This is a genomic window from Nonomuraea terrae (assembly GCF_004348995.1).
GTDB classification, from domain to species: Bacteria; Actinomycetota; Actinomycetes; order Streptosporangiales; family Streptosporangiaceae; genus Nonomuraea; species Nonomuraea terrae.
Genome location: NZ_SMKQ01000094.1, coordinates 1 through 23,335, shown reverse-complemented (window position 1 = coordinate 23,335; position 23,335 = coordinate 1). Strand labels below are relative to the sequence as shown.

The 23,335-nt window shown below is 70.3% G+C and carries 23 protein-coding genes; 9 read left to right on the top strand and 14 right to left on the bottom strand.

The genetic code is table 11. From position 1 onward, the window contains the following. Window positions 1-154: 154 nt before the first annotated feature. Together purH and purN are read right to left on the bottom strand one after the other, a co-directional pair. Entirely contained in the window at window positions 155-1,696 is a 1,542-nt protein-coding gene (purH, locus tag E1286_RS26340) for a bifunctional phosphoribosylaminoimidazolecarboxamide formyltransferase/IMP cyclohydrolase (RefSeq protein WP_132616490.1), read from the bottom strand. Continuing rightward, window positions 1,693-2,322, bottom strand: coding sequence for a phosphoribosylglycinamide formyltransferase (purN, locus tag E1286_RS26335; RefSeq protein ID WP_223190395.1), 630 nt, complete (start codon window positions 2,320-2,322; stop codon window positions 1,693-1,695). Before purN ends, purH begins: the two co-directional genes overlap by 4 nt. A 77-nt stretch (window positions 2,323-2,399) precedes the next feature. On the opposite strand from purN, the gene E1286_RS26330 reads away from it, so the two are divergent. Next, window positions 2,400-2,819 carry a hypothetical protein gene (locus tag E1286_RS26330; protein ID WP_246075167.1) on the top strand — a complete coding sequence of 140 codons (420 nt, stop codon included), beginning with the start codon at window positions 2,400-2,402 and terminating at the stop codon, window positions 2,817-2,819. 3 nt (window positions 2,820-2,822) lie between these two features. Here E1286_RS26330 and E1286_RS26325 read toward each other — a convergent pair whose 3' ends face one another. The 3 genes from E1286_RS26325 to sucC all read right to left on the bottom strand — a co-directional run bounded on the left by E1286_RS26325 (window position 2,823) and on the right by sucC (window position 6,645). Next, window positions 2,823-4,454: a cell division protein PerM gene (locus E1286_RS26325; RefSeq protein ID WP_132616486.1), complete on the bottom strand. Its 1,632-nt coding sequence runs from the start codon at window positions 4,452-4,454 to the stop codon at window positions 2,823-2,825. A 130-nt stretch (window positions 4,455-4,584) separates the two neighbouring features. Further along, window positions 4,585-5,460, bottom strand: coding sequence for a succinate--CoA ligase subunit alpha (sucD, locus tag E1286_RS26320; protein WP_132616484.1), 876 nt, complete (start codon window positions 5,458-5,460; stop codon window positions 4,585-4,587). 3 nt (window positions 5,461-5,463) lie between these two features. Next, the gene (sucC, locus tag E1286_RS26315; protein WP_132616482.1) at window positions 5,464-6,645 is read right to left on the bottom strand and encodes an ADP-forming succinate--CoA ligase subunit beta; all 1,182 of its coding nucleotides are present in this window, start codon (window positions 6,643-6,645) and stop codon (window positions 5,464-5,466) included. Between the two features lie 275 nt (window positions 6,646-6,920). Here sucC and E1286_RS26310 point away from each other — a divergent pair, with 275 nt between their 5' ends. Beyond that, a complete protein-coding gene (locus E1286_RS26310; protein WP_132616480.1) occupies window positions 6,921-7,718 on the top strand; it encodes a hypothetical protein in 798 nt (265 codons plus the stop codon). 69 nt (window positions 7,719-7,787) lie between these two features. Here E1286_RS26310 and galE read toward each other — a convergent pair whose 3' ends face one another. Next, window positions 7,788-8,765: a UDP-glucose 4-epimerase GalE gene (gene galE, locus E1286_RS26305; RefSeq protein WP_132616478.1), complete on the bottom strand. Its 978-nt coding sequence runs from the start codon at window positions 8,763-8,765 to the stop codon at window positions 7,788-7,790. 151 nt (window positions 8,766-8,916) lie between these two features. On the opposite strand from galE, the gene E1286_RS26300 reads away from it, so the two are divergent. From E1286_RS26300 to E1286_RS26285, 4 genes are all read left to right on the top strand, one after another. Then, window positions 8,917-10,383 (top strand): glutamate-cysteine ligase family protein, encoded by a 1,467-nt coding sequence (locus E1286_RS26300; protein WP_132616476.1) that lies wholly within the window; start codon window positions 8,917-8,919, stop codon window positions 10,381-10,383. Further along, window positions 10,380-11,018, top strand: coding sequence for a neutral zinc metallopeptidase (locus E1286_RS26295; protein WP_246075165.1), 639 nt, complete (start codon window positions 10,380-10,382; stop codon window positions 11,016-11,018). Before E1286_RS26300 ends, E1286_RS26295 begins: the two co-directional genes overlap by 4 nt. A gap of 77 nt (window positions 11,019-11,095) precedes the next feature. Then, window positions 11,096-11,353, top strand: coding sequence for a WhiB family transcriptional regulator (locus tag E1286_RS26290; RefSeq protein ID WP_132616474.1), 258 nt, complete (start codon window positions 11,096-11,098; stop codon window positions 11,351-11,353). Window positions 11,354-11,382: 29 nt separating this feature from the next. Beyond that, window positions 11,383-12,093: a CPBP family intramembrane glutamic endopeptidase gene (locus E1286_RS26285; RefSeq protein WP_132616472.1), complete on the top strand. Its 711-nt coding sequence runs from the start codon at window positions 11,383-11,385 to the stop codon at window positions 12,091-12,093. On the opposite strand, the gene E1286_RS50485 is transcribed toward E1286_RS26285, so the two are convergent. Both E1286_RS50485 and E1286_RS26275 read right to left on the bottom strand, forming a co-directional pair. Beyond that, on the bottom strand, window positions 12,094-13,230 hold the full coding sequence (locus E1286_RS50485) for a glycoside hydrolase family 19 protein (RefSeq protein ID WP_132616470.1): 1,137 nt from the start codon (window positions 13,228-13,230) through the stop codon (window positions 12,094-12,096). Between the two features lie 139 nt (window positions 13,231-13,369). Further along, complete coding sequence (locus E1286_RS26275) at window positions 13,370-14,089, bottom strand: PIG-L deacetylase family protein (protein ID WP_132616468.1); 720 nt, start codon at window positions 14,087-14,089, stop codon at window positions 13,370-13,372. A gap of 98 nt (window positions 14,090-14,187) precedes the next feature. Here E1286_RS26275 and pcrA point away from each other — a divergent pair, with 98 nt between their 5' ends. Beyond that, on the top strand, window positions 14,188-16,440 hold the full coding sequence (gene pcrA / locus E1286_RS26270) for a DNA helicase PcrA (protein ID WP_425464773.1): 2,253 nt from the start codon (window positions 14,188-14,190) through the stop codon (window positions 16,438-16,440). Here the strand turns inward: pcrA and E1286_RS26265 are convergent. The 3 genes from E1286_RS26265 to E1286_RS26255 form a co-directional block, all read right to left on the bottom strand. After that, a complete protein-coding gene (locus E1286_RS26265) occupies window positions 16,416-17,318 on the bottom strand; it encodes an SAM-dependent methyltransferase (protein WP_132616466.1) in 903 nt (300 codons plus the stop codon). The two genes, pcrA and E1286_RS26265, sit on opposite strands and share 25 nt — an antisense overlap. 137 nt (window positions 17,319-17,455) lie before the next feature. Further along, window positions 17,456-18,055, bottom strand: coding sequence for a TetR/AcrR family transcriptional regulator (locus E1286_RS26260; protein ID WP_132616464.1), 600 nt, complete (start codon window positions 18,053-18,055; stop codon window positions 17,456-17,458). A gap of 43 nt (window positions 18,056-18,098) precedes the next feature. Then, window positions 18,099-19,028 carry a DMT family transporter gene (locus E1286_RS26255; RefSeq protein ID WP_132616462.1) on the bottom strand — a complete coding sequence of 310 codons (930 nt, stop codon included), beginning with the start codon at window positions 19,026-19,028 and terminating at the stop codon, window positions 18,099-18,101. 40 nt (window positions 19,029-19,068) lie between these two features. Between E1286_RS26255 and E1286_RS26250 the strand changes: the two genes are divergently transcribed. After that, entirely contained in the window at window positions 19,069-19,584 is a 516-nt protein-coding gene (locus E1286_RS26250; RefSeq protein WP_223190391.1) for a MarR family winged helix-turn-helix transcriptional regulator, read from the top strand. Between the two features lie 3 nt (window positions 19,585-19,587). On the opposite strand, the gene E1286_RS26245 is transcribed toward E1286_RS26250, so the two are convergent. The 3 genes from E1286_RS26245 to E1286_RS26235 form a co-directional block, all read right to left on the bottom strand. Continuing rightward, window positions 19,588-20,589 (bottom strand): L,D-transpeptidase, encoded by a 1,002-nt coding sequence (locus E1286_RS26245; protein ID WP_132616458.1) that lies wholly within the window; start codon window positions 20,587-20,589, stop codon window positions 19,588-19,590. A gap of 110 nt (window positions 20,590-20,699) precedes the next feature. Further along, window positions 20,700-21,332, bottom strand: coding sequence for a response regulator (locus E1286_RS26240; RefSeq protein ID WP_132616456.1), 633 nt, complete (start codon window positions 21,330-21,332; stop codon window positions 20,700-20,702). Beyond that, window positions 21,329-22,537, bottom strand: a complete 1,209-nt coding sequence (locus E1286_RS26235; RefSeq protein WP_132616454.1) for an ATP-binding protein — start codon at window positions 22,535-22,537, stop codon at window positions 21,329-21,331. The genes E1286_RS26240 and E1286_RS26235 overlap by 4 nt, the downstream gene beginning before the upstream one ends. Window positions 22,538-22,649: 112 nt before the next feature. Between E1286_RS26235 and E1286_RS26230 the strand changes: the two genes are divergently transcribed. Continuing rightward, a partial coding sequence (locus E1286_RS26230) for a PspC domain-containing protein (protein ID WP_165969924.1) occupies window positions 22,650-23,335 on the top strand: 686 nt, incomplete at its 3' end.

Sequence of the window (23,335 nt, the reverse complement as noted above, 5' to 3'; positions counted from 1 at the left end):
CGGCGGACGACCACACGGGTCACCACACACCCCAACACGGCCGGACGGACGACCGCGCCACACGCGACCCCGCGAACGACGCTCGACCACCCCGTACGCGATCCGGCAGGCCCCGGTAGAGCCTGCCGGACCGGTCAACAGAGGTCGCTAGGGGTCAGTGGAAGAAGTGGCGGGTACCGGTGAAGTACAGGGTGATGCCGGCCTTCTCAGCGGCCTCGATCACCTGGTCGTCGCGCACCGAGCCCCCCGGCTCCACGATCGCGCGTACGCCGGCCTCCGCCAGCACCTCCAGCCCGTCCGGGAACGGGAAGAACGCGTCGGAGGCCGCCACGGCCCCCGTCACCCGCTCCCCCGCCCGAGCGACCGCCAGCCGGCACGAGTCGACCCGGTTCACCTGGCCCATGCCCACGCCCACGGTCGCGCCGCCGGCGGCCAGCAGGATGGCGTTCGACTTCACCGAGCGGCAGGCCCGCCAGGCGAACTCCAGGTCGGCCAGCACCTCAGGCGAGGCGGGCGCGCCCGTCTTGAGCTCCCACTGCGCCGCCGCGTCGCCGGGTGCGTCCACGCGGTCGACGGTCTGGACGAGCAGCCCACCGTTGATCTTGCGGAACTCGGTCGGCTCGGACGGCCCGGTCGGGCAGGCGAGCAGGCGCAGGTTCTTCTTGCCGCGCAGCACCTCCAGCGCCTCGGCCTCATAACCGGGCGCGACGACGACCTCGGTGAACACGTCGTAGATCTGCCGCGCCAGCTCGGCCGTGACCGGGCGGTTGACGGCGATCACGCCGCCGTACGCCGACACCGGGTCGCACGCGTGGGCCTTGCGGTGCGCCTCGGCCACGTCGGCGCCGATCGCGATGCCGCACGGGTTCTGGTGCTTGATGATGGCCACGCAGGGGTCGGAGAAGTCCCACGCGGCGCGCCAGGCGGCGTCGGAGTCGAGGTAGTTGTTGTACGACATCTCCTTGCCGTGCAGCTGCTCGGCGTTGGCCAGGCCGCCAGTGCCGGCCGTGTAGAGGGCGGCCCGCTGGTGCGGGTTCTCGCCGTAGCGCAGGGTGGCCTTGCGCTGGTAGGCCGTCCCCGCGAAGTCGGGGAACTCGTCCTCGGCGCCGTACGTGTCCGCGAACCAGTTGGCCACGGCCACGTCGTAGGCGGCGGTGTGGGCGTACGCGATGCCCGCGAGGCGCCGGCGCTCGGTCAGCGTGAAGCCGCCCTCGGCCAGCGCGCCGAGCACGTCGCCGTAGAAGCCGGGGTCGACCACGACGGCGCAGGTGTTGTGGTTCTTCGCCGCTCCCCGGATCATGGCCGGCCCGCCGATGTCGACCTGCTCCACGCACTCGGCGTCGGACGCGCCGGAGGCCACCGTCTCCTGGAACGGATAGAGGTTGACCACCACGAGCTGGAACGGGTCGATCTCCAGCTCCTCCAGCTGGGCGACGTGGTGCGGCTTGGTGACGTCGGCCAGCAGCCCGGCGTGCACGCGCGGGTGCAGCGTCTTGACCCGTCCGTCGAGGCACTCGGGGAAGCCGGTGAGCTGCTCCACCTTGGTCACCGGGATCCCGTAGGACGCGATCGCGGCGGCCGTCCCGCCGGTCGAGACGATCTCCACTCCGGCGCCGTCGAGGGCCCTGGCCAGCTCCTCGAGCCCGGACTTGTCGTATACAGCGATCAGCGCGCGCCGGATGGCGATGCGAGTCACGTGGATTCCCCTCCTGAATCATTGCCAATGCGGACCGTACGTCCGCTGACCGTCCAGCCCTCGCGGGCCATCCGGCCGACGATGTCGACGAGCAGGCGGCGTTCGACCGTCTTGATGCGCTCGTGCAGAACCGCCTCGTCGTCGTCCGGAAGCACGGGCACCGCTTCCTGGGCCACGATCGGCCCGGTGTCGACGCCCTCATCGGCCAGCATCACCGTGCAGCCGGTCACCTTGACCCCATGGGCGAGCGCGTCGCGTACGCCGTGGGCGCCGGGGAACGACGGAAGAAGCGCCGGATGGGTGTTCAGGACGGGAAAGGCGTCGAGCGTGGGTTTGCCGAGGATTTTCATGAATCCCGCGGACACGACTAGATCGGGGTCGTACGCGGCGATCCGGGCGGCAAGAGCTTCATCCCATTCCGCCCGCGTCGCATAATCACCCATTTTTTCAACGAAAGTCGGGATGTTTGCCCTGGCAGCCCTGGCCAGTCCCTCGATTCCCTCCCTGTCCGCGCCGACGGCGACTACCCGAACGCCGTACGACGGATCGGCGGAAGCGTCCAAAAGGGCCTGTAGGTTGGTTCCAGAGCCGGAGACGAGGACGACAAGCCGCCCAGCCTTAGACACGCGCACTCTCCACAAGAGAAAACAGGGTGGGGGTCACAGAGTATCCGTTCCCCTTCCGGCAACGCAGAGGAGGTCAGGTGTCGACACCGGTGCAGGCGCCGGCAGGCCAGCAGCCCGCGGAGTCCGCGGGCCGCCGAGCGATTTGGTTGTCCATAGCGGCGCTGGCGATGACGTTCATGTTGCCGCTCGCGGGGCTCGTCATGGCGCTGTTCGCGCTCGTGACCGGCATCCGGGCGATCCCCCTGCTGAAGGAAGCCGCCAAGCCCCTGGTCACGGCGGTGAGCGGCATCACGGTCTCCTCGATCGCGCTGCTCCTGTCGGCCGGGGCCACTGCCATGCAGCTCTACCTCATGGACGAATACTCCACCTACCAGGAGTGCATGAAGGGCGCCGGCACGGTGTCGTCGCAGGGTGAGTGTTTCACCCAGTTCCGCGACATGGCCGAGCGCAAGCTCCCGGCCGACGTGCTGGAGATGCTCGGCACCGTCCAGCCCTAGACCTCAGTCGCGGTCCCACGCGTACGGGTCGAGGTAGATCACGTGGCCGCCCCGGTCGTCCGACTCGTCCACGATGTCCTTACGCGGCGGGCGTCCCGGCTCCGGCTCGGGCGCCTGCGGCCTGGCCTGGGCCAGGGTCTCCGCCTCCGCCGAGGCGTGCTCGTCCTGCCAGTCGTCGCGGATGACCGGGATCTCCTGGGTGTCGGCCTCGGTGGCGTCCATCCAGTGACCGGGCAGCGGGCGCGGGTCCGACTCGGCCAGGCCGACCCTGCTCGCCGCCTTGGCGAGGGCCGCGCCCGCCTTCCGTACGGGGGCCGCCGCCTTGTCGAGGGGTACCCTCGCGCGCTTGTTGATGATCAGCAGGTTCGTCACGCCCGCGGAGATGCCCGCTGCCACCCCGACCTCCAGGGCGACCGACAGCGCGACCTCCCAGGGCGAGGGCCCGACGGCGGCCAGCCGGCCGCCGCCGATGGGCCCGCCCGACAGCGCGGCCAGCACCCCGGCCACGAGCCCGGTCGTGACGCCGGTCAGGAATCCCCACAGCGGCGCCGCCTCGTACGACGGTGAGGGCGCGATCCTGGCCACGATGACGCCCGCCACCGCGCCGGCCGCGAACGGCAGCGCGATCACCGCCATCATCCAGACCGACACCGTGCCGCTCTCCGGCAGCGCGCCGAGCAGCGGCAGACTGGGCACCGTGCCGAGCTGCACGCCCGTGGGCGCGACCAGGGTGTCGGCGCCGATGGCGAACCCGGGGCCCGCGATGTAGGACATGGCCCAGATGACCATGTTGAGCAGGTAGAGCAGCTGCAGCAGCACCAGCAGCACGCCGCCCACGAACCCGGGCGCGAGCACGTCGGACAGCTGCTTGACCTGCCCGAAGTTGAGCACCACCGCGACCAGCACCAGCACGAGCCCGGACACCAGCAGCGCCAGCGTGGCGACCACTGTGCCGACCGTCAGCGCGCGCACGCGCTCGGGCAGCAGCCGCAGCATGATCCGCCAGGGCCCGATCATCCGCGCCGTGGCCAGCGAGCCCGCCATGAACGCCAGCACGAAGTGGTAGAGCAGGGCCTCGCCGATGAACGGCTGCGTCACCTCGTTCTCGGCGACGATCGCGATCAGGCCCGCCAGCAGGGAGTACGGGGCCGCCAGCGACACGCCGGCCTGCACGACCAGCACGAGCTGCGCCCGGCGGCGCGCCCCCGCCTGCTCCTTCGGGCTGTTCTTCGGCAGCCGGGCGGGCAGCCGCAGCCGCAGGTCGGCGTCGCGGGCCATCCATCGGGCCGCGCGGTAGAGCAGCATGGCGGGCAGGATCATGAGCCCGAGCGGCAGCAGGCCGACGCGCCCGCCGGAGATGGCGAACCCGGCGTGGTGGGCGGCCAGCCACAGCTGCGCCGCCGTACGGAAGACGCCGGGCAGCCCGGCGCCGAGTGCGCCGCTCGGCGCGGCGATCCAGCCGATGAGGGTGAGCGTGGTGAGGGCCGCCAGGCCGAGGCCGAGCGTGGCGGCGGCGGCGAGCATGCCCGACACCGGCAACGGCCGTCGCGTATCGTCGTCGTCGCTCGTAACCCCGGGGAGCTTGCCGAGCACCGATCGGGGGGCGGTACGCAACTGGTCGAGAATCGCCGTCACACTAGGCGATTTTGTCAATCTTTCCCGACCGGCGCTTGGTTGACGCGCCGCCCCGGGCCCACTTTGTGCCCTCTTCGGCACGCGAAAGCCCCGCGCGGCCGGGGCCGTGCGGGGCTTTGCGGGGAAACGCTCAGCGAGCCTGCATGATCTCGCGCATGAGGCGGGCCGTCTCGGAGGGGGTCTTGCCGACGCGGACGCCGACCTTCTCCAGGGCCTCCTTCTTGGCCTGCGCCGTGCCGGCCGAGCCGGACACGATCGCGCCCGCGTGGCCCATCGTCTTGCCCTCGGGGGCGGTGAAGCCCGCGACGTAGGCGACGACCGGCTTGGTGATGTGCTGCTCGACGTAGGCGGCCGCCCGCTCCTCGGCGTCGCCGCCGATCTCACCGATCATCACGATGGCGTCGGTGTCGGGGTCGTCCTGGAACGCCTGCAGCGCGTCGATGTGGGTGGTGCCGATGACCGGGTCGCCGCCGATGCCCACCGCGGTCGAGAAGCCGAAGTCGCGCAGCTCGTACATCAGCTGGTAGGTCAGCGTGCCGGACTTCGAGACCAGGCCGATGCGGCCGGCGGTGGTGATGTCCGCGGGGATGATGCCGGCGTTGGAGGCGCCGGGCGAGGCGATGCCAGGGCAGTTGGGGCCGATGATGCGGGTCTTGTTGCCCTTCTCGACCGCGTACGCCCAGAACTCGGTGCTGTCGTGCACCGGCACGCCCTCGGTGATCACGACGCAGAGCGGGATCTCGGCGTCGATGGCCTCCTTGACCGCGTCCTTGGTGAACGCCGGCGGCACGAAGACGACCGACACGTCGGCGCCGGTCTTCTCCATCGCCTCCTTGACCGTGCCGAACACGGGCAGGCCCTCGTGCGTCGTGCCCGCCTTGCGGGCGTTGACGCCGCCGACGACCTTGGCGCCGGAGGCGAGCATGCGACGGGTGTGCTTGGTGCCCTCACCGCCCGTCATGCCCTGGACGATGATCTTGCTGTTTTCCGTCAACCAGATGGCCATGGGTCACGCACCTACCGCAGCGAGCTCGGCGGCACGCTTGGCCGCTTCGTCCATCGTGTCTACCAGCTCGACGCGCGGGAGCGCGGCGTCGGCCAGGATCTGCCGCCCGAGCTGGGCGTTGTTGCCGTCGAGGCGGACCACCAGCGGGTGACTGACCGCCTCGCCCCGGCTCTCCAGGAGCTTGAACGCCGAGACGATGCCGTTGGCGACGGCGTCGCAGGCGGTGATGCCGCCGAAGACGTTCACGAAGATCGACTTGACGCTCGGGTCGGAAAGGATGATCTCCAGGCCCGCGGCCATGACCTCGGCGGACGCGCCGCCGCCGATGTCGAGGAAGTTGGCGGGGGACGGCTTGCCGGGGAACTCCTCGCCGGCGTAGGCGACCACGTCGAGCGTGGACATGACCAGGCCGGCGCCGTTGCCGATGATGCCGACGTTGCCGTCGAGCTTGACGTAGTTGAGGTCCTTCTCCTTGGCCTTGGCCTCGAGGGGGTCTTCGGCGGCCTTGTCGGCCAGCGCCTCGTGGTCGGCCTGGCGGAAGCCGGCGTTGTCGTCGAGCGTGACCTTGCCGTCGAGGGCCTTCACCTGGCCGTCGGCGGACAGGATCATGGGGTTGACCTCGACGAGCGTGGCGTCCTCGTCGACGAAGCAGCACCACAGCTTCTCGATGAGCTCGGCGGCGCCGTCGAGGGCCTTCTCCGGCAGGCCGCCGGCCTGCGCGATCTCACGGCCCTTGGCGCGGTCGACGCCGGTCAGCGCCGAGACGGGCACCTTGGCGACCTTCTCGGGCGTGGTGTGGGCGACCTCTTCGATGTCCATGCCGCCCGACGCCGAGCAGATGGCGAGGAACGTACGGTTCGCGCGGTCGAGCAGGAAGGAGAAGTAGTACTCCTCCGCGATCGCGCTGGCCTCCTCCACGAGCACCTTGTGGACCGTGTGGCCCTTGATGTCCATGCCCAGGATGGCTTCTGCCTTGGTGACGGCGTCGGCGGCGTCGTCGGCCACCTTCACGCCGCCGGCCTTGCCCCGGCCACCGGTCTTGACCTGGGCCTTGACGACGACGCGGCCGGTCAACTGCTCTGCCGCCGCCCGCACCTCCTCAACCGTGTGGGCGACGATGCCGCGTGGCACCGGGATGCCGTAGTCGGCGAAGAGTTCCTTCGCCTGATGTTCGAACAGGTCCACGAGGGTCCGTCCTCTTCCATTCCGACTGATGTTCGACGGCCCGGGCAACCCCGTGCGTGCCGGGCGTTTCCGCCAGTGAAGCCTAGCCCGAAGCTTGACCTGCCCAGGTCATCGGGTCGTGGTTCTTCCGCTATGTGACGCTGATCTCACTTCCTCACGACGACCCTGCACGGAAATTGCACGAATTAGCCGCCGTACGACCCGACACCCGATATATGGTCGTGATCTTCAATTGGCAGGATCCTGTTCTCCCTCTTTTGGACCGAAGGAAACTCATGAAGCGAATTCTCGCGGGCGTGGCGTTAACCACGGCCGCCGCGCTCGCGACCGCCGCGCCCGCCCAGGCCGCCCCGGCCGACCCGGTCAAGGCGATGCAGAAGCAGTTCGTCCCGGGTCACGGGGTGCGATTCACGGAATCGACCAGCGTCACGCTGAACGGCAAGGCGACGGCCGGCTCCAAGACGTCCGGCACCCTCGAGTTCGGCAAGTCGGGGATAGTCGCCTCCGACGTCACGAACAAGGGCGGAACCGGTCTCGCCGACGTCTTCGTCCCGCCGCGGAGCATCTCGGTGGGCGGCAACACCTACGCGCAGGGCGGCCTCTACAGCGAGGACCTCCCCGACGGCAAGAAGTGGGTGCGCTACACCGGTCAGGCGGCCACCGGGTCGTACAACCAGCTGCTCGACGTCTTCGAGCCGAAGGTGCTCAAGGCTCTCGTCGCCAAGGCCAAGAGCTTCAAGGGCGGCACGTACAAGGGCGGGCTGACCTACGGCGAGCTCGGCAAGCTGAGCGGCCAGAAGGTCACCGGCACCACCGCCAAGATCAAGATCGAGTACGCGCTGTCGGTCGACTCCAAGGGCCGGGTCACCCGGATCTCGTCCGGCTACACCGCGGACTACGGCATCCTCGGCAAGTACCGCGCCGCCACCGACACCCGCTTCACCGGGTGGGGCTCCAAGGTGTCGATCAAGGCGCCGGCCGAGAGCCAGTGGATCGACGTCGAAGAGCTGACCGCCGACACCGAGGTCCCGCAGGCGATCCCGGACAGCGCCCTGGCCACGCTCGGCGGCTGACGGCCTCCGGCCCGGTGGGAGAGGCGCGGCGACTTCTCCCGCCTAGGCATCGGCACACGTAACGAAAAATCAGGACAGGCGGGAGTCGCGCAGGCGCGCCCATTCGAGCGAATGCCTGATGCCGTCCTCGATGGAGAACCGGGCGTGCCAGCCGAGCAGGCGGTGCGCCCGGTCGCTGCGAGTGTGGGCGCCGGCCACGTCGCCGGGGCGCGCGGGGGCCTCCACCAGCTCGATCGGGCGGTCGACGACGCGGTTGAACGCCTCGGCCAGCTCCCGCACGGTGGTGCCCGCGCCCGTGCCGAGATTGATCACGTCGGTGTCCAGCGCGTCGAAGCGCCGCAGGGCGGCCACGTGGGCGGCGGCGAGATCCCAGACATGGACGTAGTCGCGGATGCCCGTGCCGTCGCGCGTCGGGTAGCCGGTACCGGTGATCTGGAAGGGCACGCCCTCCTCGTACGCCTCGATCATCTTGCCCAGGGCGTGGCTGGGGCGGCGCAGCTGCAGGCCCGTGCGCATGCTCGGATCGGCGCCGATGGGGTTGAAGTAGCGCAGTGACAGGATCCTGATGGGCCGGCTCGCCGCGATGTCGGCGAACATGGCCTCGCAGACCGCCTTCGTGCGCGCGTAGGGGCTCTGGGGGTCGAGCGGGGACTCCTCGGTCACCGTGTGGTCGTCGCCGGCGCGGTAGATCGACGCCGACGAGCTGAAGATCATGCGGGTGCAGCCGTTGCGGAGCAGGTGGTCGACGAACTCCAGGCTCTTGGCGACGTTCGCGCGGTAGTAGCCGACGGGGTCGGCCACGGAGTCGGGGACGACGATGAGCGCCGCGCAATGGACGACAGCCTCGATGTCCGGATATTCGGTAAATATCTTGTCAATGAGTGGGCCGTCGCTGATGTCCCCCTCGTAGAACACCCGGCCCTCGGCGAACTCCCGCCGCCCCGTCACGAGACTGTCGAGGATCACGGGGTCGATGCCCGCGTCGAGGCAGGCGGACGCGACCGTGCTGCCGATGTAACCCGCCCCGCCGGTGATCAGTACGCGCATGCCAGCACCCTAGCCATCGGCCCGTCCGCCCGCGTCTCCCGCGTCCGCTCCGGAACCTCCTCGCAGGGGCCGGTATCGGGTGTTCCACGGGGGCGTCCCGTTTCCGTTCGTGGGGTGGTTTCGGCGGCTGCGGCGTGCGACATTTCATGATATGGGCAAGGACGTGCCGGCGGTCGCGTTCACCAGGGACGATCGGCGGAAATATCGCGAAAAGGTGCATCGATGCCTCGATGTCCTGGCCCAGATGTTGCGCGAGTCCCGCTTCGCGTTCGATCACCCGCTGGCCGGCCTGGAGATCGAGCTCAACATCGTGGACGCGATCGGTGATCCTGCCATGCGCAACGCGCAGGTGCTGGCCGCGATCGCCCGACCGGACTGGGCGACGGAGCTGGGACAGTTCAACGTCGAGATCAACATCGAGCCGCAGGACCTGCGCGGCGACGGCGCCGTACGGCTGGAGGACGACGTCAGGGCCCGGCTCAACCACGCCGAGGAGCGCGCCAGGTCGCAGGGCGCCCACCTGGTCATGATCGGCATCCTGCCCACGCTGTGTGAGCAGGACCTCGGCGCGGGCACGCTCTCGGCGAACCCGCGCTACCGCCTGCTCAACGAGCAGATCTTCGCCGCCCGCGGCGAGGATCTGCACCTGTGCATCGAGGGCGTCGAACGCCTCGACACCCACGCCGACAGCGTCGCGCCCGAGGCCGCGTGCACGAGCGTGCAGCTCCACCTGCAGGTCGGCCCGGAGGAGTTCGCCGCCCACTGGAACGCGGCCCAGGCCGTCGCGGGGCCCCAGGTCGCGGTCGCCGCCAATTCGCCGTACCTGTTCGGCAGGGAACTGCAGCGCGAGACCAGGATCGCGCTGTTCGAGCAGGCCACGGACACGCGGCCGGCCGAGCTGAAGGCGCAGGGCGTACGGCCGCGGGTCTGGTTCGGGGAGCGCTGGATCACCAGCGTCTTCGACCTGTTCGAGGAGAACGCCCGCTACTACCCCGCCCTGCTGCCGCTCTGCGCGGACGAGGACCCGCGCGCCGAGCTCGACCAGGGCCGCGTCCCGTGCCTGCACGAGCTGACCCTGCACAACGGCACGATCTACCGCTGGAACCGGCCGGTGTACGCGGTGGTGGACGGCGTCCCGCACCTCCGCGTCGAGAACCGGGTGCTGCCGGCCGGGCCATCCGTGGCCGACGTCGCGGCCAACGCCGCCTTCTACTACGGCTTGATGCGCGTGCTGCCGTACGACGAGCGGCCGGTCTGGAGCCGGATGTCGTTCCGTTCGGCGCAGGACAATCTCACCGCGGCGGCCCGCGACGGACTGGACGCGCGCCTGTACTGGCCGGGGCTGGGCGAGGTGCCGGCGTCCGAGCTGATCCTTCGCCGGCTGCTGCCCCTGGCGTACGAGGGGCTGGCCAGGTGGGGCGTGGACCGTTCCGCGGCCGAGCGGCTGCTGTCGATCATCGAGGGCCGCTGCCTGACCGGCCGCACGGGCGCGACCTGGCAGGTGGAACGCGTACGCGCGCGCGGCGGCGACCGCCACACGGCCCTGCGCGGCATGACCCTGGAGTACGTCGAACGCATGCACACCAACGAACCCGTCCACACCTGGGACGTCCTGTGATCCGTGCCCTGATCGCCGCCGCCCTCGTCCTGGCGCTCGCCGGCTGCGGCGTCGTCCCCCGTCCCTCCATGGACACCACGGGCGCCGACACGTTCGAGGACGACGTGCGCACGGCGCGCACGCTGGGCGAGGAGTTCTGGAACCAGCAGTTCAGGCAGCTCGGCCGGACGTACCGGCCGATCGAGGACTTCGTCGCGTACGCGGGCGGATCAGGCCCTGACTGCGGCGACCAGCCGGCCGTGCCGAACAACGCCTTCTACTGCCCGATCGGGCACTTCATCGCCTACGACGAACGGTGGATGGAGGCTCTGTGGAACGAGATGGGCGACGGCTCGGTCTACGTCGTCATCCCGCACGAGCTCGGCCACGCGGTGCAGGCCCAGCTCCGTACCGGCTTCGCGCTGAACGTCCAGCTCGAGCTCCAGGCCGACTGCTACGCGGGCGGCACGCTGTCGGCCCTCGTCGGCTCGGGCGTGCTGGGGACCGAGGAGGGCGACGAGGACGAGCTGCTCCTCAGCCTGGCGGCGGCCGGCGACCCGACGGACGACTGGCTCGACCCTGACGCCCACGGGACGGCCGAGCAGCGGCAGCTGGCGTTCGCGAAGGGGTACCGGGGCGGAGTGGGAGCCTGCTGAGGATCGACCGTGGGTGTAGAGGCGGGTCAACCCAGAGGATGATGTGAGCGATCATGGTCTCGCTCTACCGTGGACCCATGCATGTGGAGGAGATCCGCTGGCTGCGCCGGGGGGCGTGCAGGTCCAGCGACCCCGAGCTCTTCTTCCCGCTGGCCCCCACCCCCGCGCAGGAGGCCCGGGCCAAGGCGGTCTGTGCCGGCTGCCAGGTGCTGCGGGAGTGTCGCGACTACGCCCTGCGCGCCGGCGAGGCGGAGGGCATCTGGGGCGGCCTCACCCCGGAGGAGCGCCGCCGCAGTCGCTTCCCGGAGGGCTGGCGCCGTCCCGCCGCCTCCTGAAGGCGCGAGTCGCGACGTAGCCTGCAAGGGTGCTGCTGCGTTCGATCGCCGTCCTCACCGCCGCCAACCTCATGAACAACAAGATCGTCCCCCGCCTCGGGCCGTTGACCTCCACGGTCGCGACGGCCGCCCTGGTGGCGATGGCGCGCAGGTCGGGGCTGTCGTGGCAGGAGATCGGGTTCGAGCGCGGGCGCCGGGGCGCCGTCGTGGGCGGCGCGCTGGCGGCGGTCGTGGCCGCCGGCTACACCGCCGGCATCGCCTGGCCCCGCACCAGGCCGCTCTTCCACGACGAGCGGGCCCTGTCGCTCACCCGCGCCCGCGTGCTGGAGGAGGCCCTGCTCCAGGTCCCGCTCGGCACGGTCCTGCTGGAGGAGGTCGGCTTCAGGGGAGCCCTGTACGCCATGCTGCGCCGGCGGCACGGCACGGCGGCCGCCACGGCCGTCTCCTCGTCCCTCTTCGGCCTCTGGCACATCCTGCCCGCCATCGACATGGCCCGCGCCAACCCCGCCCTCGGGGCGCTGACGGCCGGCGAGACCCCCGGCCGTCTCGACACCGCGCGGGTGGTGGCGGGCAGCGTCGTGTCGACGGCCGCGGCCGGGGTGCTGTTCTGCGAGCTGCGCCGCCGCAACGGCCTGCTCGCCCCCGCGCTGCTGCACCTGGCCACCAACTCCCTGGGCTACCTCTTCGCCCGCCTCGCGGCGCGGTGCGCGACCCCCGAGGCCGCGCACCGCACTCCTTGATCAGCAGTACAGGTTGCCGCCCGGGGAGACCCCGAGGATCTGCGTGAACCACTGGTAGGTGCCGACCCGGCTCTGCACCTGGGCGGAGTTCTTGCCGTCGCACTCCACGGTGCCGTTGATGCTGCGGATCGTCTGGCCGAAGCCCGCGCTGTTCACCATGGCGTCGTGCGGGGTCATCCAGCCCGCGCCCTTCTGCGTGTTCCAGAACCACAGGCCGGTCTTCCAGGCCACGGCCGCGTCGTTCTGCACCAGCCAGGGGTTGTGCAGCAGGTCGATGCCGAGCGCGTCACCCGCCGCCTTGTAGTTGTAGTTCCAGCTCAGCTGGATGGGGCCACGGCCGTAGTAGGCCGACTGGCCCGCCGGGCAGCCGAACGACTGGCCCCAGTCGCAGTAGTGCGAGTAGTTGGCGGTGTTCAGCTCGACCACGTACTTCAGGCCGCCGGTCTCGTGGTTGACGTTCGCGAGGAACGCCGCCGCCTCCTGCTTCTTCACCGTGTCGCTGCCCGTACGGGCGAAGCCCGGGTAGGCGCTCAGCGCGGCCACCAGACCGTTGTAGGTGTAGAAGGAGTTCCGGTTCGGGAACATCTGGTTGAACTGCGCCTCGCTGACCACGAAGCCGCTCCCCGAGCCACCCCCCGAGCCGCTCCCGGTGGGCGCGTTCCACTTCTGGTTCGCGGTGCCGGCGCACTCCCAGAGCTGCAGGCGGGTGCCGTTCGCCGGGTTGTTGTCCGTCACGTCCAGGCACTTGTTCGCCGCGGGGTTGACGATGTCGTGGGCGGCGGTCACGACCCACTTCTGGTTCGAGCCACCGGCGCAGTCCCAGAGCTGCACCTTCGAGCCGTTGGCCGTGCCCCGGTCGACGACGTCGAGGCACTTGCCGAGGGCCCGGAGGGTTCCGTCTCCGGCGACGGTCCAGCGCTGCGCGTCGGTGCCGTTGCAGTCGTACAGCACCACGGGGGTGCCGTTGGTGCTGTTGGCTCCGGCGACGTCCACACATTTGCCCGCGAACCCGGTGATGCTTCCGACCGGGTCGGCGGCCGAGGCGGGCGACACGGCGAGCGAGGAGAAAATCGCCCCCAGCGCCAGCACGACGGCGGCCCAGAGAGCGGGCCGGCCGGTGAGATGCCTTCTCAGCATGAGATCTTCGTTGTCCCTTCAGATAGGCGGGATCCAGCGTTGGATCCGGCCAGCCGCTGAAGGTAAACCGAAATCTCACACAAAAGTATGTATATTTACTATTTGCTGCTTTCTGCGCTTTATGTCGTCTTTGTGAGGCTCAGGCCGTGGAGACCACCTGGAAGCCCTCGGCGTAGCGGCCCTCGCCGAAGCCGGCCTCCTCCGCCCAGGCGGCGAAGCGGCTCTTGACGAACTCCGCGAAGCCCTCGACGTGGGCGACCTGGCTGACGTGCGCCTGCAGGGCCGTGAGCTTGCGGTCGACGGCGTCGGTGATGTCCACGTAGTGATCGGGCGTGGAGCCGCCGGTCAGCCACACCTCGCGTACGGTCCACGCCTCCAGCCCCTCCCGCTGGAGCAGCTCAGGGAACGCGTACGGGTTGCGCGCGTCCGGGTAGACCGCGTCGAGGGTCGCGCCCCCCACGGCGCGGTGGTCGGGATGGCTGGGGGCGATGAACCGGTAGTTGCGCTCCGGGTGCTGGGCGATGACCAGATCGGGCCTGACCTGGCGGATCACCCGGGCGATGTCGCGCCTGAGCTCCAGCGAGGGCTCCACCCGCCCGTCGGGGTAGCCGAGGAACCGCACGTCGGTGACGCCGACCGCCTTGGCCGCCGCCAGCTGCTCGGCCCTGCGCAGCTCCGCCATGCCGGCGTTGTCCAAGGTCCGCTCGTTGCCGCCCGCGTCGCCGTCCGTGACCACCAGGTACGTGACCTCCACACCCCGGTCGACGAACAGCGCCACGCTCCCCGCCGATCCGAAATCGGCGTCGTCGGGATGGGCGGTGACGACGAGCACCCGGTCGATCTCGCTGTCCGGCAGCATGGCTCCCCTTTCTGGAACTTCCTTCTGCGGAGACAACCTGCGACCGCCCGAAGGCATTCCGGGCACGCTTTGTCGGTGGGGCGTCTTAACCTAGGTAGGTGCCGACCCAAGTCTCTGTTGACCACCCCTTGCTCGACGGCCTCAACCCTCAGCAGCGTGAGGCCGTGCTCCATCACGGCAGTCCGCTGCTGATCGTGGCGGGGGCCGGGTCGGGGAAGACGCGGGTGCTCACCCACCGCATCGCCTACCTGCTGGCCGAGCGCGACGTGCATCCGGGCGAGATCCTGGCGATCACGTTCACCAACAAGGCCGCCAAGGAGATGAAGGAGCGCATCGACAAGCTGGTCGGCCCGCGTTCCAAGGCGATGTGGGTGATGACGTTCCACAGCGCCTGCATGCGCATCCTGCGGCGGGAGGCCAAGCGGCTGGGGTTCCCGTCCAGCTTCTCGATCTACGACCAGGCCGACTCCCAGCGGCTCATGGCGATGGTCTGCCGCGAGATGGAGCTCGACCCGAAGCGCTACCCGCCACGTTCGTTCTCGGCGCAGGTCAGCAACTTCAAGAACGAGCTGATCGACTACGAGACGGCGCTCGACAAGGCCGGCTCCCACCTGGAGAAGACGCTCGCGCAGGCGTACAAGGCCTATCAGCTCAAGCTGACCGAGGCCGGCGCGATGGACTTCGACGACATCATCATGAACACGGTGACGTTGTTCCAGCTCTTCCCCGAGGTGGCCGAGCACTACCGCATGCGGTTCCGGCACGTCCTGGTCGACGAGTACCAAGACACCAACCACGCCCAATACGTGCTGATCCGCGAGCTGGTCGGGCACCCCGAGGTGCGCACGGCCGACGGCGACGTCGTGCGGGAGGGCGCCGACCAGTCCGAGCTGTGCGTGGTGGGCGACGCCGACCAGTCGATCTACGCCTTCCGGGGCGCGACCATCCGCAACATCCTGGAGTTCGAGCGCGACTATCCCGACGCCCGCACGATCCTGCTGGAGCAGAACTACCGCTCGACCCAGAACATCCTGGCCGCCGCCAACGCGGTGATCTCGCGCAACGAGTCGCGCAAGCCGAAGAACCTCTGGTCCGACCAGGGCGACGGCCCCAAGATCATCGGCTACGTCGCCGACAACGAGCACGACGAGGCCATGTTCGTGGCGCAGGAGGTCGACCGGCTCAGCGACGAGGAGGACGTCCGGCCGGGCGACGTGGCGGTCTTCTACCGCACCAACGCGGCCTCCCGCGTGTTCGAGGAGATCTTCATCCGCACCGGGCTGCCGTACAAGGTGGTCGGGGGCGTGCGCTTCTACGAGCGCAAAGAGGTCAAGGACCTGCTGGCCTACCTGCGCGTGCTCGCCAACCCGTCCGACGTGGTGTCGCTGCGGCGCATACTCAACGTGCCCAAGCGCGGCATCGGCGAGCGGGCCGAGGCCATGGTGGAGGCGTTGTCGTCCCGCGAGCGCATCACGTACTGGGAGGCCCTTCGGCGCGCCGACGAGGCGTACGGCGTGGCCACGCGCTCGCTCAACGCCATCCGCGAGTTCGTCGCGATGATCGAGGAGCTGATCGCCAAGGCCGAGGGCGTGCCGCCGTCGACCCTGGCCGAGGAGATCCTGGTGGCCACCGGCTACCGCGCCGAGCTGGAGGCGTCGGAGGACCCGCAGGACGAGTCGCGCCTGGAAAACCTCAACGAGCTGATCTCGGTCGCCTCCGAGTTCGAGGAGGCCAACCCGGAGGGCACGCTGGTGGAGTTCCTGGAGCAGGTGTCGCTGGTGGCCGACGCCGACCAGATCCCCGACTCCGACGGCGGGCAGGGGGTCGTCACCCTGATGACCCTCCACACGGCCAAGGGTCTGGAGTTCCCCGTCGTGTTCCTGACCGCCATGGAGGACGGCGTCTTCCCGCACGTCCGCTCGCTCGGCGAGCCCAAGGAGCTGGAGGAGGAGCGGCGGCTGGCCTACGTCGGCATCACGCGTGCGCGGCAGCGGCTCTACCTCACGCGGGCGGCCGTGCGCAGCTCGTGGGGGGCGCCGTCGTTCAACCCGGCCTCGCGGTTCGTCAACGAGGTGCCGGCGCAGCTGGTGGAGTGGCGTACGGATCCGGAGAAGTCGGCGTGGAGCGCGGCCACCCGCCGCGAGCCGGCCGCGCGGCCGGCGCCCGCCAAGAGCGGCGGCCGCACGGTGCCCTCGCTGGCGCCCGGCGACCGAGTCTCGCACGACGCGTTCGGGCTCGGCACGGTGGTGTCGGTCGACGGGGTCGCGGAGAAGACCAAGGTCAAGATCGACTTCGGCTCCGGCGGCGAGAAGACGCTCCTCCTGGCCTACGCCCCCCTCGAAAAGCTCTGAGAGGTCACGCGGACAAGCGCCGTGGCGAGGCGGCCGCGGCCCGACCCCGGGTGGGCAGGATCGAACGCGGGTGGTGCCGTTCGCCCGTGTTCGGCCAGCACCTCGGTCAGGTCCCGCACTGTGGCGATCCATCCCCGCTTCGTCAGCCACTCCCCGAGCGGCTCAGCCGGACCGCCCTGCCACATGTCGACGAGCTCGCGTGAGACGTCGGCGCGGGCGGAGCGGAGCAGCGGGGAGTCCTCCATGTGCTCCACGGCCAGGACACTGCCCGGCGCCGACAAACCGGTGACGCGGTCGAGGAGGAGGTCGGCCGCCGCGGGCGGCAGGGCGTAGAGAAGCCCCTCGGCCAGCCAGGCGGCGGGCCGGCTCGGGCCGAAGCCCGCCTCCGTCAGCGCCCGTGGCCAGTCCTCGCGCAGGTCGGCGGCCACCTCGACGCGGCGGCACGCGGGCGTCGCGCCGTGCTCGGCGAGAACCGCGCCCTTGAAGGCCAGCACATCCGGCAGGTCGAGCTCGTAGACGGTGGTGCCCGCGGGCCACGACAGCCGGTACGCGCGGGCGTCCATGCCGCAGCCCAGGAGGACGACCTGGTCGCACGCGGCTTCGGGCCCGGGGCGTCCACCGGCGTGCTCACCCCGTGTGGCGGCCAGCAGCGCGTCGTCGAGGAACCGGGTGCGCACGGCGACCTGCTCGCTCATCGTGCGGAGAAAACTCTCCGCGGGGCCGGCCGGCCAGGTGGAGGCGTCGAGGAACAACTGCGCGTAGGGGTCGTCGAACAGCCGGTCGGGGCGGCGGCTCTCCAGGGCGCGCAGAACGGCAACGCCCAGGGCGGTCGCGCCGATGCCGGACAGGTGGCCGGGGCCGCCGGGTCGGTGAGTCACGGGTCCTGCTCCTCTTCGTCGATGGCCGATGCGCCGGGTCAGCAGCGGGCACTCAACGCTCGCACATCCGAAAACGAACGCTCGTTCTCTTCAACAGAACCTCGTGTTCTGGCCCCAGTCAAGAACGAACATTCGCTCTACGGCTTGACCGACATCAGCGCCCTCAGGCCGTCACGGAACGCCGCCGGGTCGGCCCGGCCGCCGTAGACCGCCCGCTGCACCAGGAAACCGTGCACGACGGCGACGAGCACCCCGGCCACCTCCTCGACGGGCACGTCCGCGGGCAGCAGCCCGCGCCGCTGATGCGCTCTCACCAGGTCGCCGACCACCGCGCGCGCCTCCTCCATGACCTCGTGCAGCTTCTCGGAGAGCGAGGGCGAGCGCAGCGCCTCCGACCAGACCTGGATCAGCAGCCGGGCCGACTCCTCGGAGGCGGCAAGCGGCGGGCGGTCGACTCCCAGCAGGAGGTCGACGATGTCGTCGAGCCCGGGCGGCCGCTCGGCGTCGTCCACCCGGAACGCCGCCGCGACCTCGCCGAGGGACTCTGAGGCGATCGCCGCGATGATGTCGTCCTTGCCCTTGAAGTAGCGATAGACGGCGCCGGCCGACAACCCGGCCTCGGCCAGCACGTCCTGCATGGACGTGGCGTGGAAGCCGTTGCGGACGAAGCATCGGCGGGCCGCGTCCAGGATCTGCCTGCGGCGTGCTTCGAGGTGCTCCTTGGGCATGCGAGCCATGACACCTCAACGTAGAACGAACATTCGTCCTTGACAAACGTGATCAGCCTCCGGTGCGACCTGGGCTCAGTTCGGCCGCGTCGCCGTCCCGCCTGGCACGGGCGGATCGGAGGACCGCGACGAGGCGCGCTGCCGCCGGCTGGCCGAGGAGGATCCCGAGGAACACGAGCGCGAGCCCGCACAGCTGGTGCGCGGCCAGCGTCTCGCCGGCGATCCCGGCGCCGAGCAGCACGCCCGTCATCGGGTTGAGCAGCCCGATGAGCCCGACGGTGCCGGCGCTCAGGTGCCGCAGGCCGGCGAACCAGGCGGCGAAGGCGAGCGCGGTCGCCACGACCGTGACGTAGGCGAAGCCGGCGAGCGCGGGCCCGTCCAGGGCGGGCGGCGGGCCCTCCACCACCACGGCGACCGGCACCAGCGCCACTCCCCCGGCGACCAGCTGCCACGACGTCAGCGAGAACACGTCGACACCCGCGCTCCACTTCTTGGCCAGCACATATCCGAGCGACGACATCACCATGGCCGCGACCGAGGCGAGCACGCCGGAGAAGTCGACGGCGACGGCGCCGTCCAGCAGCATGAGGCAGACGCCGCCGATCCCGATGCCCGCGCCGGCGAGGTGGGCCCCGCGGGGACGTTCGGACAGCGCCGCCCAGGCGATCAGCATCATGGCGACCGGCGAGGTGGCCATGATCGTCGAGGCGATGCTCGTCGGGAGGACCTGCGCGGCCAGGTAGACCAGCGCGAAGAACGCGCTCATGTTGAGCGTCCCGAGCACCAGCGACTTCCACCGCCACGACCCGCGCGGCAGCGTACGACAGAAGAGCAGCAGTAACAGACCGGCGGGCAGGGCTCGGACGGCCGCGCCGTAGAGCGGATAGTCGGCCGGAAGGTACCGATGGGTGACGAAGTACGTCGTCCCCCACGCCACCGGTGCGATCGCGGTGACGGGCACCCACCGAAAAGTAGCTTCCATGGAAGACAATATAGCTTCCCAGGAAGCTATATTGGAACCCGTGAGTGAGCACCTCGACCACGTCGCCCGCATCCAGCAGGCCTGGGCCCGCGAACGGCCCGACCTCGACGTGAGCCCGCAGGGCGTGATCGGACGACTGCACCGCCTCGCCGGCCACCTCACCGAGCAGCTGCTCGTCGTCTACCAGCGCTACGGGCTCCAGGAGGGCGAGTTCGACGTCCTCGCCACCCTGCGGCGCGCGGGCGAACCCTTCGAACGCGCGCCGGGGGAACTCGCCGCGCACACCATGGTCACCACGGGCGCCATGACCAAGCGCATCGACCGGCTGGAGCGCAACGGCCTGGTCACCCGCCGCCGCAGCGGCACCGACGGCCGCGGCCGGGTCGTCGCGCTGACCGCGGCCGGCCGTGAGCTGATCGACCGGGCGTTCGCCGAGCACATGCGCAACGAACGCCGCCTCGTCGATCTCCTCGCACCCGAGGACGCCGCCCACCTGGAAGCGCTGCTCGCCACGTGGCTCGCCTGCTTCGAGACCCCGCTGGAGGCCCGGGAGTGATGCCTACAGGGCGCTGCCCTTCTTCCACTGGGTCCAGTTCAGCTGCCAGTAGCTCCAGCCGTTGTTCCACTGCAGCTTGCGCTTGGTGCCGGTGATCTTCACCACGTCGCCGCGCTGGGAGATGGTGTAGAACCACTTGGCGCCGGCCGGGGTGGCGCGGACGCAGCCGTGGCTCTGGTTGGAGCGGCCGAGGAAGTGATAGTCGCCGGCGCTCTGGTGGACGTACTCACCGCTGTCGGAGATGCGGACCGCCCACGGGATCTCCAGCTTGTAGTAGAGCGGGTCCTTCGGGTCCGTCACGCCCATCCAGGAGGAGGTCATGGTCTCGACGGCCTTCTTGCCCATCGTCAGGTGCACGCCGCTGGTGGTGAGGTAGACGTCCACGCCGTTCCTGACGAGACCGCCGCTGCCGGCGCTGATCGGGATCCTCCTGGCGAGCTTGCCGTCGCGGTAGACCTTCATCAGGTGCTTGCGGGTGTCGACCACGGAGACGTTGGACGTGCCGACGGCGAAGCGGCGGGAGATGTCCTTGGCGCCGGTGTTGCCGGGCAGCTCGGACAACCGGGCGGTGAAGAGCACCTTCTGGTGCGGCTTCCAGTACGTCTTCGTCCGGTAGATGACCTTGCGGTCCGACACCCAGCGCCAGGCCCCCTCCACCGGTTTGTCGGCCTGCACCTCCAGCAGCGCCTCGACGTCGTCCTTGTGCCTGTCCTTCACGTCGCGGTCGAACGTGACGATGATCGGGAAGCCGACGCCGACCTTCTCCACCTTCTCGCCCATCGGGGTGATGTCGGCGATGCGAAGCTTGATCTTCTGCACCGGTGCGGCAGCCTTCGCGGCGGCGACCGGCACTGCCGCCGTGGCCGTCGGCGTCGGGGCGGCCCGCGTGGCGGTGGCGGCGACGGGGGCGGCGACAGGGATGGGTGCCGGGACGCTCTCGGCCGCGCAGGCCGTGACGGTGAAGAGCGCGAGCAGGGCGGGCAGCATCGGGGGGACGCGCTTCACAGTGGACTACTCCTGGATCAGCTGTTGCATTCCTTCTCTTGAGACACGTGACTGATCCGTTTCGTCGTCACACAGCCGATAACTATCCCGTAACACCGCGTACAGAGAACTCACACGAGGCGTCGCGCGGTGGCCCAGCGGGACAATTCATGCCGGTTGGAGAGCTGGAGCTTGCGCAGCACCGACGACACATGCGTCTCCACGGTCTTGACCGAGATGAACAGCTCCTTGGCGACCTCCTTGTACGCGTACCCCCGCGCGATCAGCCGCAGCACCTCCCGCTCCCGCTGCGTCAGCGAGTCGAGCTCCGGGTCGATCGACGGCGCCTCGGAGGAGGCGAACGCGTCCAGCACGAACCCGGCCAGCCGCGGCGAGAACACCGCGTCGCCCTCGGCCACCCGGCGGATGGCGTCGGTCAGCTCCTTGCCGCTGATGTTCTTGGTGACGTAGCCGCGGGCGCCGCCCCTGATGACGCCGATGACGTCCTCGGCGGCGTCGGAGACCGACAACGCCAGGAAGCGCACCTGGGAGCCGGAGCCCAGCACCCGGCGCAGCACCTCCTGACCGCCGCCCCCGGGCATGTGCACGTCGAGCAGCACCACGTCGGGCTGGTGCGCGGCGATCGCCTTGACCGCCGACTCGACGTCCTCCGCCTCGCCCACCACCTCGATCGAGTCGCCCAGCTCGGCGCGTACACCGGATCGGAACAACCGGTGGTCATCGACGATCAGTACGCGCGTCATGCCATCTCCACCTTCATCGTCAACATCACTTCCGTGCCCTCGCCAGGATCGGTGCGGACGCGGGCCGAGCCTCCGTGGCGTTCCATTCTCCCGATGATGGACTCCCTGATGCCCATGCGGTCGAGCGGCACCGCCTCGAGGTCGAAGCCCTTGCCCCGATCCTTCACGAAAATCGTGACCTCTTCACCCTCTACTTCGGCGTACACGGAAATGGCCGGGCTCTCAGAGTATTTGGCCGCGTTGACCATCGCCTGCCGCGCGGCCTTCAGCATGGCGCCCAGCCTGCCCTGCTGGTCGAGGTCGATGTCGCCGACGCAGACCACCTCGATGGGCACGCCGTGCGCGTCCTCCTCCTCGGCGGCGATCCGGCGTACGGCGGCGGCGAGGGTGGCGTCGGCGTCCTGGGCCGGCTGGTAGAGCCAGTTGCGCAGCTCCCGCTCCTGCGAACGGGCCAGGCGGGAGACCTCGCGCGGGTCGTGGGCGACGCGCTGGATCAGGGTGAGCGTGTGCAGCACGGAGTCGTGCACCATGGCGGCGACCTCGGCGCGCTCCTCCTGCCGGATGCGCTCGCGCCGCTCCAGCTGCAGCTCCTTCCACAGGCCCGCCAGCCAGGGGGTGGCGATGACGGCCAGGCCGCCGACCACCACGACGGTGAACATCAGGCCGGGCCTGGCCTGGGCCAGCTCGCCCTGGGAGTACAGGAAGCCGACCGCCCCCACCACGACGAGCGCGACGCCGAGCAGCGTGCGCACGCGGTTCTTCCTGATGCTGAGCGCCGCGCCGCTCATCCAGGTGCGGCGGCGTTCGGGGTCGGCCTGCTGCCACAGGATCAGCGCGCCGATGCCGCCCACCGCGAACGGCAACATGCCGATGCCTCCCTGGGAGGCCCCCGTCAGCCAGCCGAACGCGAACAGCGCCATCCCGATCGCGGTGAACGCGGCCAGCTGGCTCCAGTCGCGCTGCGGCTCCACCCGCTGCGGCGCCTGCCGCGGCGTCACCATCCACAACACCGCGTACGCCACCACGCCGACGCCGTTGACCACGCTGAGCAGCACGAACATCAGCCTGACCACCACGGGGTCGAGCTTGAGCTGTGCCGCGAGCCCCTGGGCGACACCGCCGAGCAGGCGGCCCTCCATGGGGCGCGTCATCCGGCGGTAGGGCGTGTCGCCGCTCTGCTCGGCGAGAGTCTTCTGGTCAGCCATAACATCGCCATCGTCACATGTCCGCGCGTGATGGGCATCAGGGAGCGACCCCCGGGGCAGCTCAGGGATCTCCCCGATGCGAGCACCCGCCGGCCAGGTCCAGGATGGTTCCATGACAGAAGCTCCGCCCAGACCGCCCTCGGCCGACCCCCGTGAGCTGCGCCGCAGCAGCCAGGGGCGCATCCTGATGGGCGTCTGCGCGGGGCTCGGCCGCCACACCGGCATCGACCCCGTGGTGTTCCGGGTCGGGTTCGTGGTGCTGCTGCTCGGCTCCGGCGTCGGGCTGTTCGTCTATCTGGCGGCGTTCCTGCTCATGAAGGAGCCGAACGGCCGGCCTGGCTTCATCGAGCACTGGACGCGGCGCGACTTCGACGCCGAGACCGTGATGGCGCTGCTGACGGCGGTGCTGGGGTTCGGGCTGGCGATCAACCTCATGACGGTGTGGCTCGACACGGCGACGCTGGCGGTCGGGGTGCTCCTGGCCGTGTCGCTGCTGGCCGCCCATTCCCACGGGGTCGACCTGCTGGCTCTGGCCCGGTCCATGCCGGAACGGCTGACCAGGAAGCGCAGCCCGGAGCGCCCGGCGGCCTCGTACACGGAGACGCCGCCACCCGCCCCGGTCCGCTCGCCCGAGCCGGACCCGGCGCCGCCGACCACCGCAGTACGCACCCCGCAGCCGCAGCCCCGGCAGGCCGAGCCGCCCGCACCGCAGGCACCCCCGGTCGCGCACGCCGCGGAACCGCAGGGGCCCCCGCACGACCAGGCGGCGCCCGAGGCGGTGACGGCCGAGTACCAGGT

Bases quoted from the DNA above. Each gene is read 5' to 3' on its own strand.
- sucD (WP_132616484.1), bottom strand. From the start codon at position 5,460: ATGGCCATCTGGTTGACGGAAAACAGCAAGATCATCGTCCAGGGCATG.
- E1286_RS26240 (WP_132616456.1), bottom strand. From the start codon at position 21,332: ATGACGCGCGTACTGATCGTCGATGACCACCGGTTGTTCCGATCCGGT.
- E1286_RS26290 (WP_132616474.1), top strand. From the start codon at position 11,096: ATGCATGTGGAGGAGATCCGCTGGCTGCGCCGGGGGGCGTGCAGGTCC.
- E1286_RS26275 (WP_132616468.1), bottom strand. From the start codon at position 14,089: ATGCTGCCGGACAGCGAGATCGACCGGGTGCTCGTCGTCACCGCCCAT.
- E1286_RS26260 (WP_132616464.1), bottom strand. From the start codon at position 18,055: ATGGCTCGCATGCCCAAGGAGCACCTCGAAGCACGCCGCAGGCAGATC.
- galE (WP_132616478.1), bottom strand. From the start codon at position 8,765: ATGCGCGTACTGATCACCGGCGGGGCGGGTTACATCGGCAGCACGGTC.
- E1286_RS50485 (WP_132616470.1), bottom strand. From the start codon at position 13,230: ATGCTGAGAAGGCATCTCACCGGCCGGCCCGCTCTCTGGGCCGCCGTC.
- E1286_RS26255 (WP_132616462.1), bottom strand. From the start codon at position 19,028: ATGGAAGCTACTTTTCGGTGGGTGCCCGTCACCGCGATCGCACCGGTG.
- E1286_RS26300 (WP_132616476.1), top strand. From the start codon at position 8,917: ATGGGCAAGGACGTGCCGGCGGTCGCGTTCACCAGGGACGATCGGCGG.
- E1286_RS26310 (WP_132616480.1), top strand. From the start codon at position 6,921: ATGAAGCGAATTCTCGCGGGCGTGGCGTTAACCACGGCCGCCGCGCTC.
- E1286_RS26235 (WP_132616454.1), bottom strand. From the start codon at position 22,537: ATGGCTGACCAGAAGACTCTCGCCGAGCAGAGCGGCGACACGCCCTAC.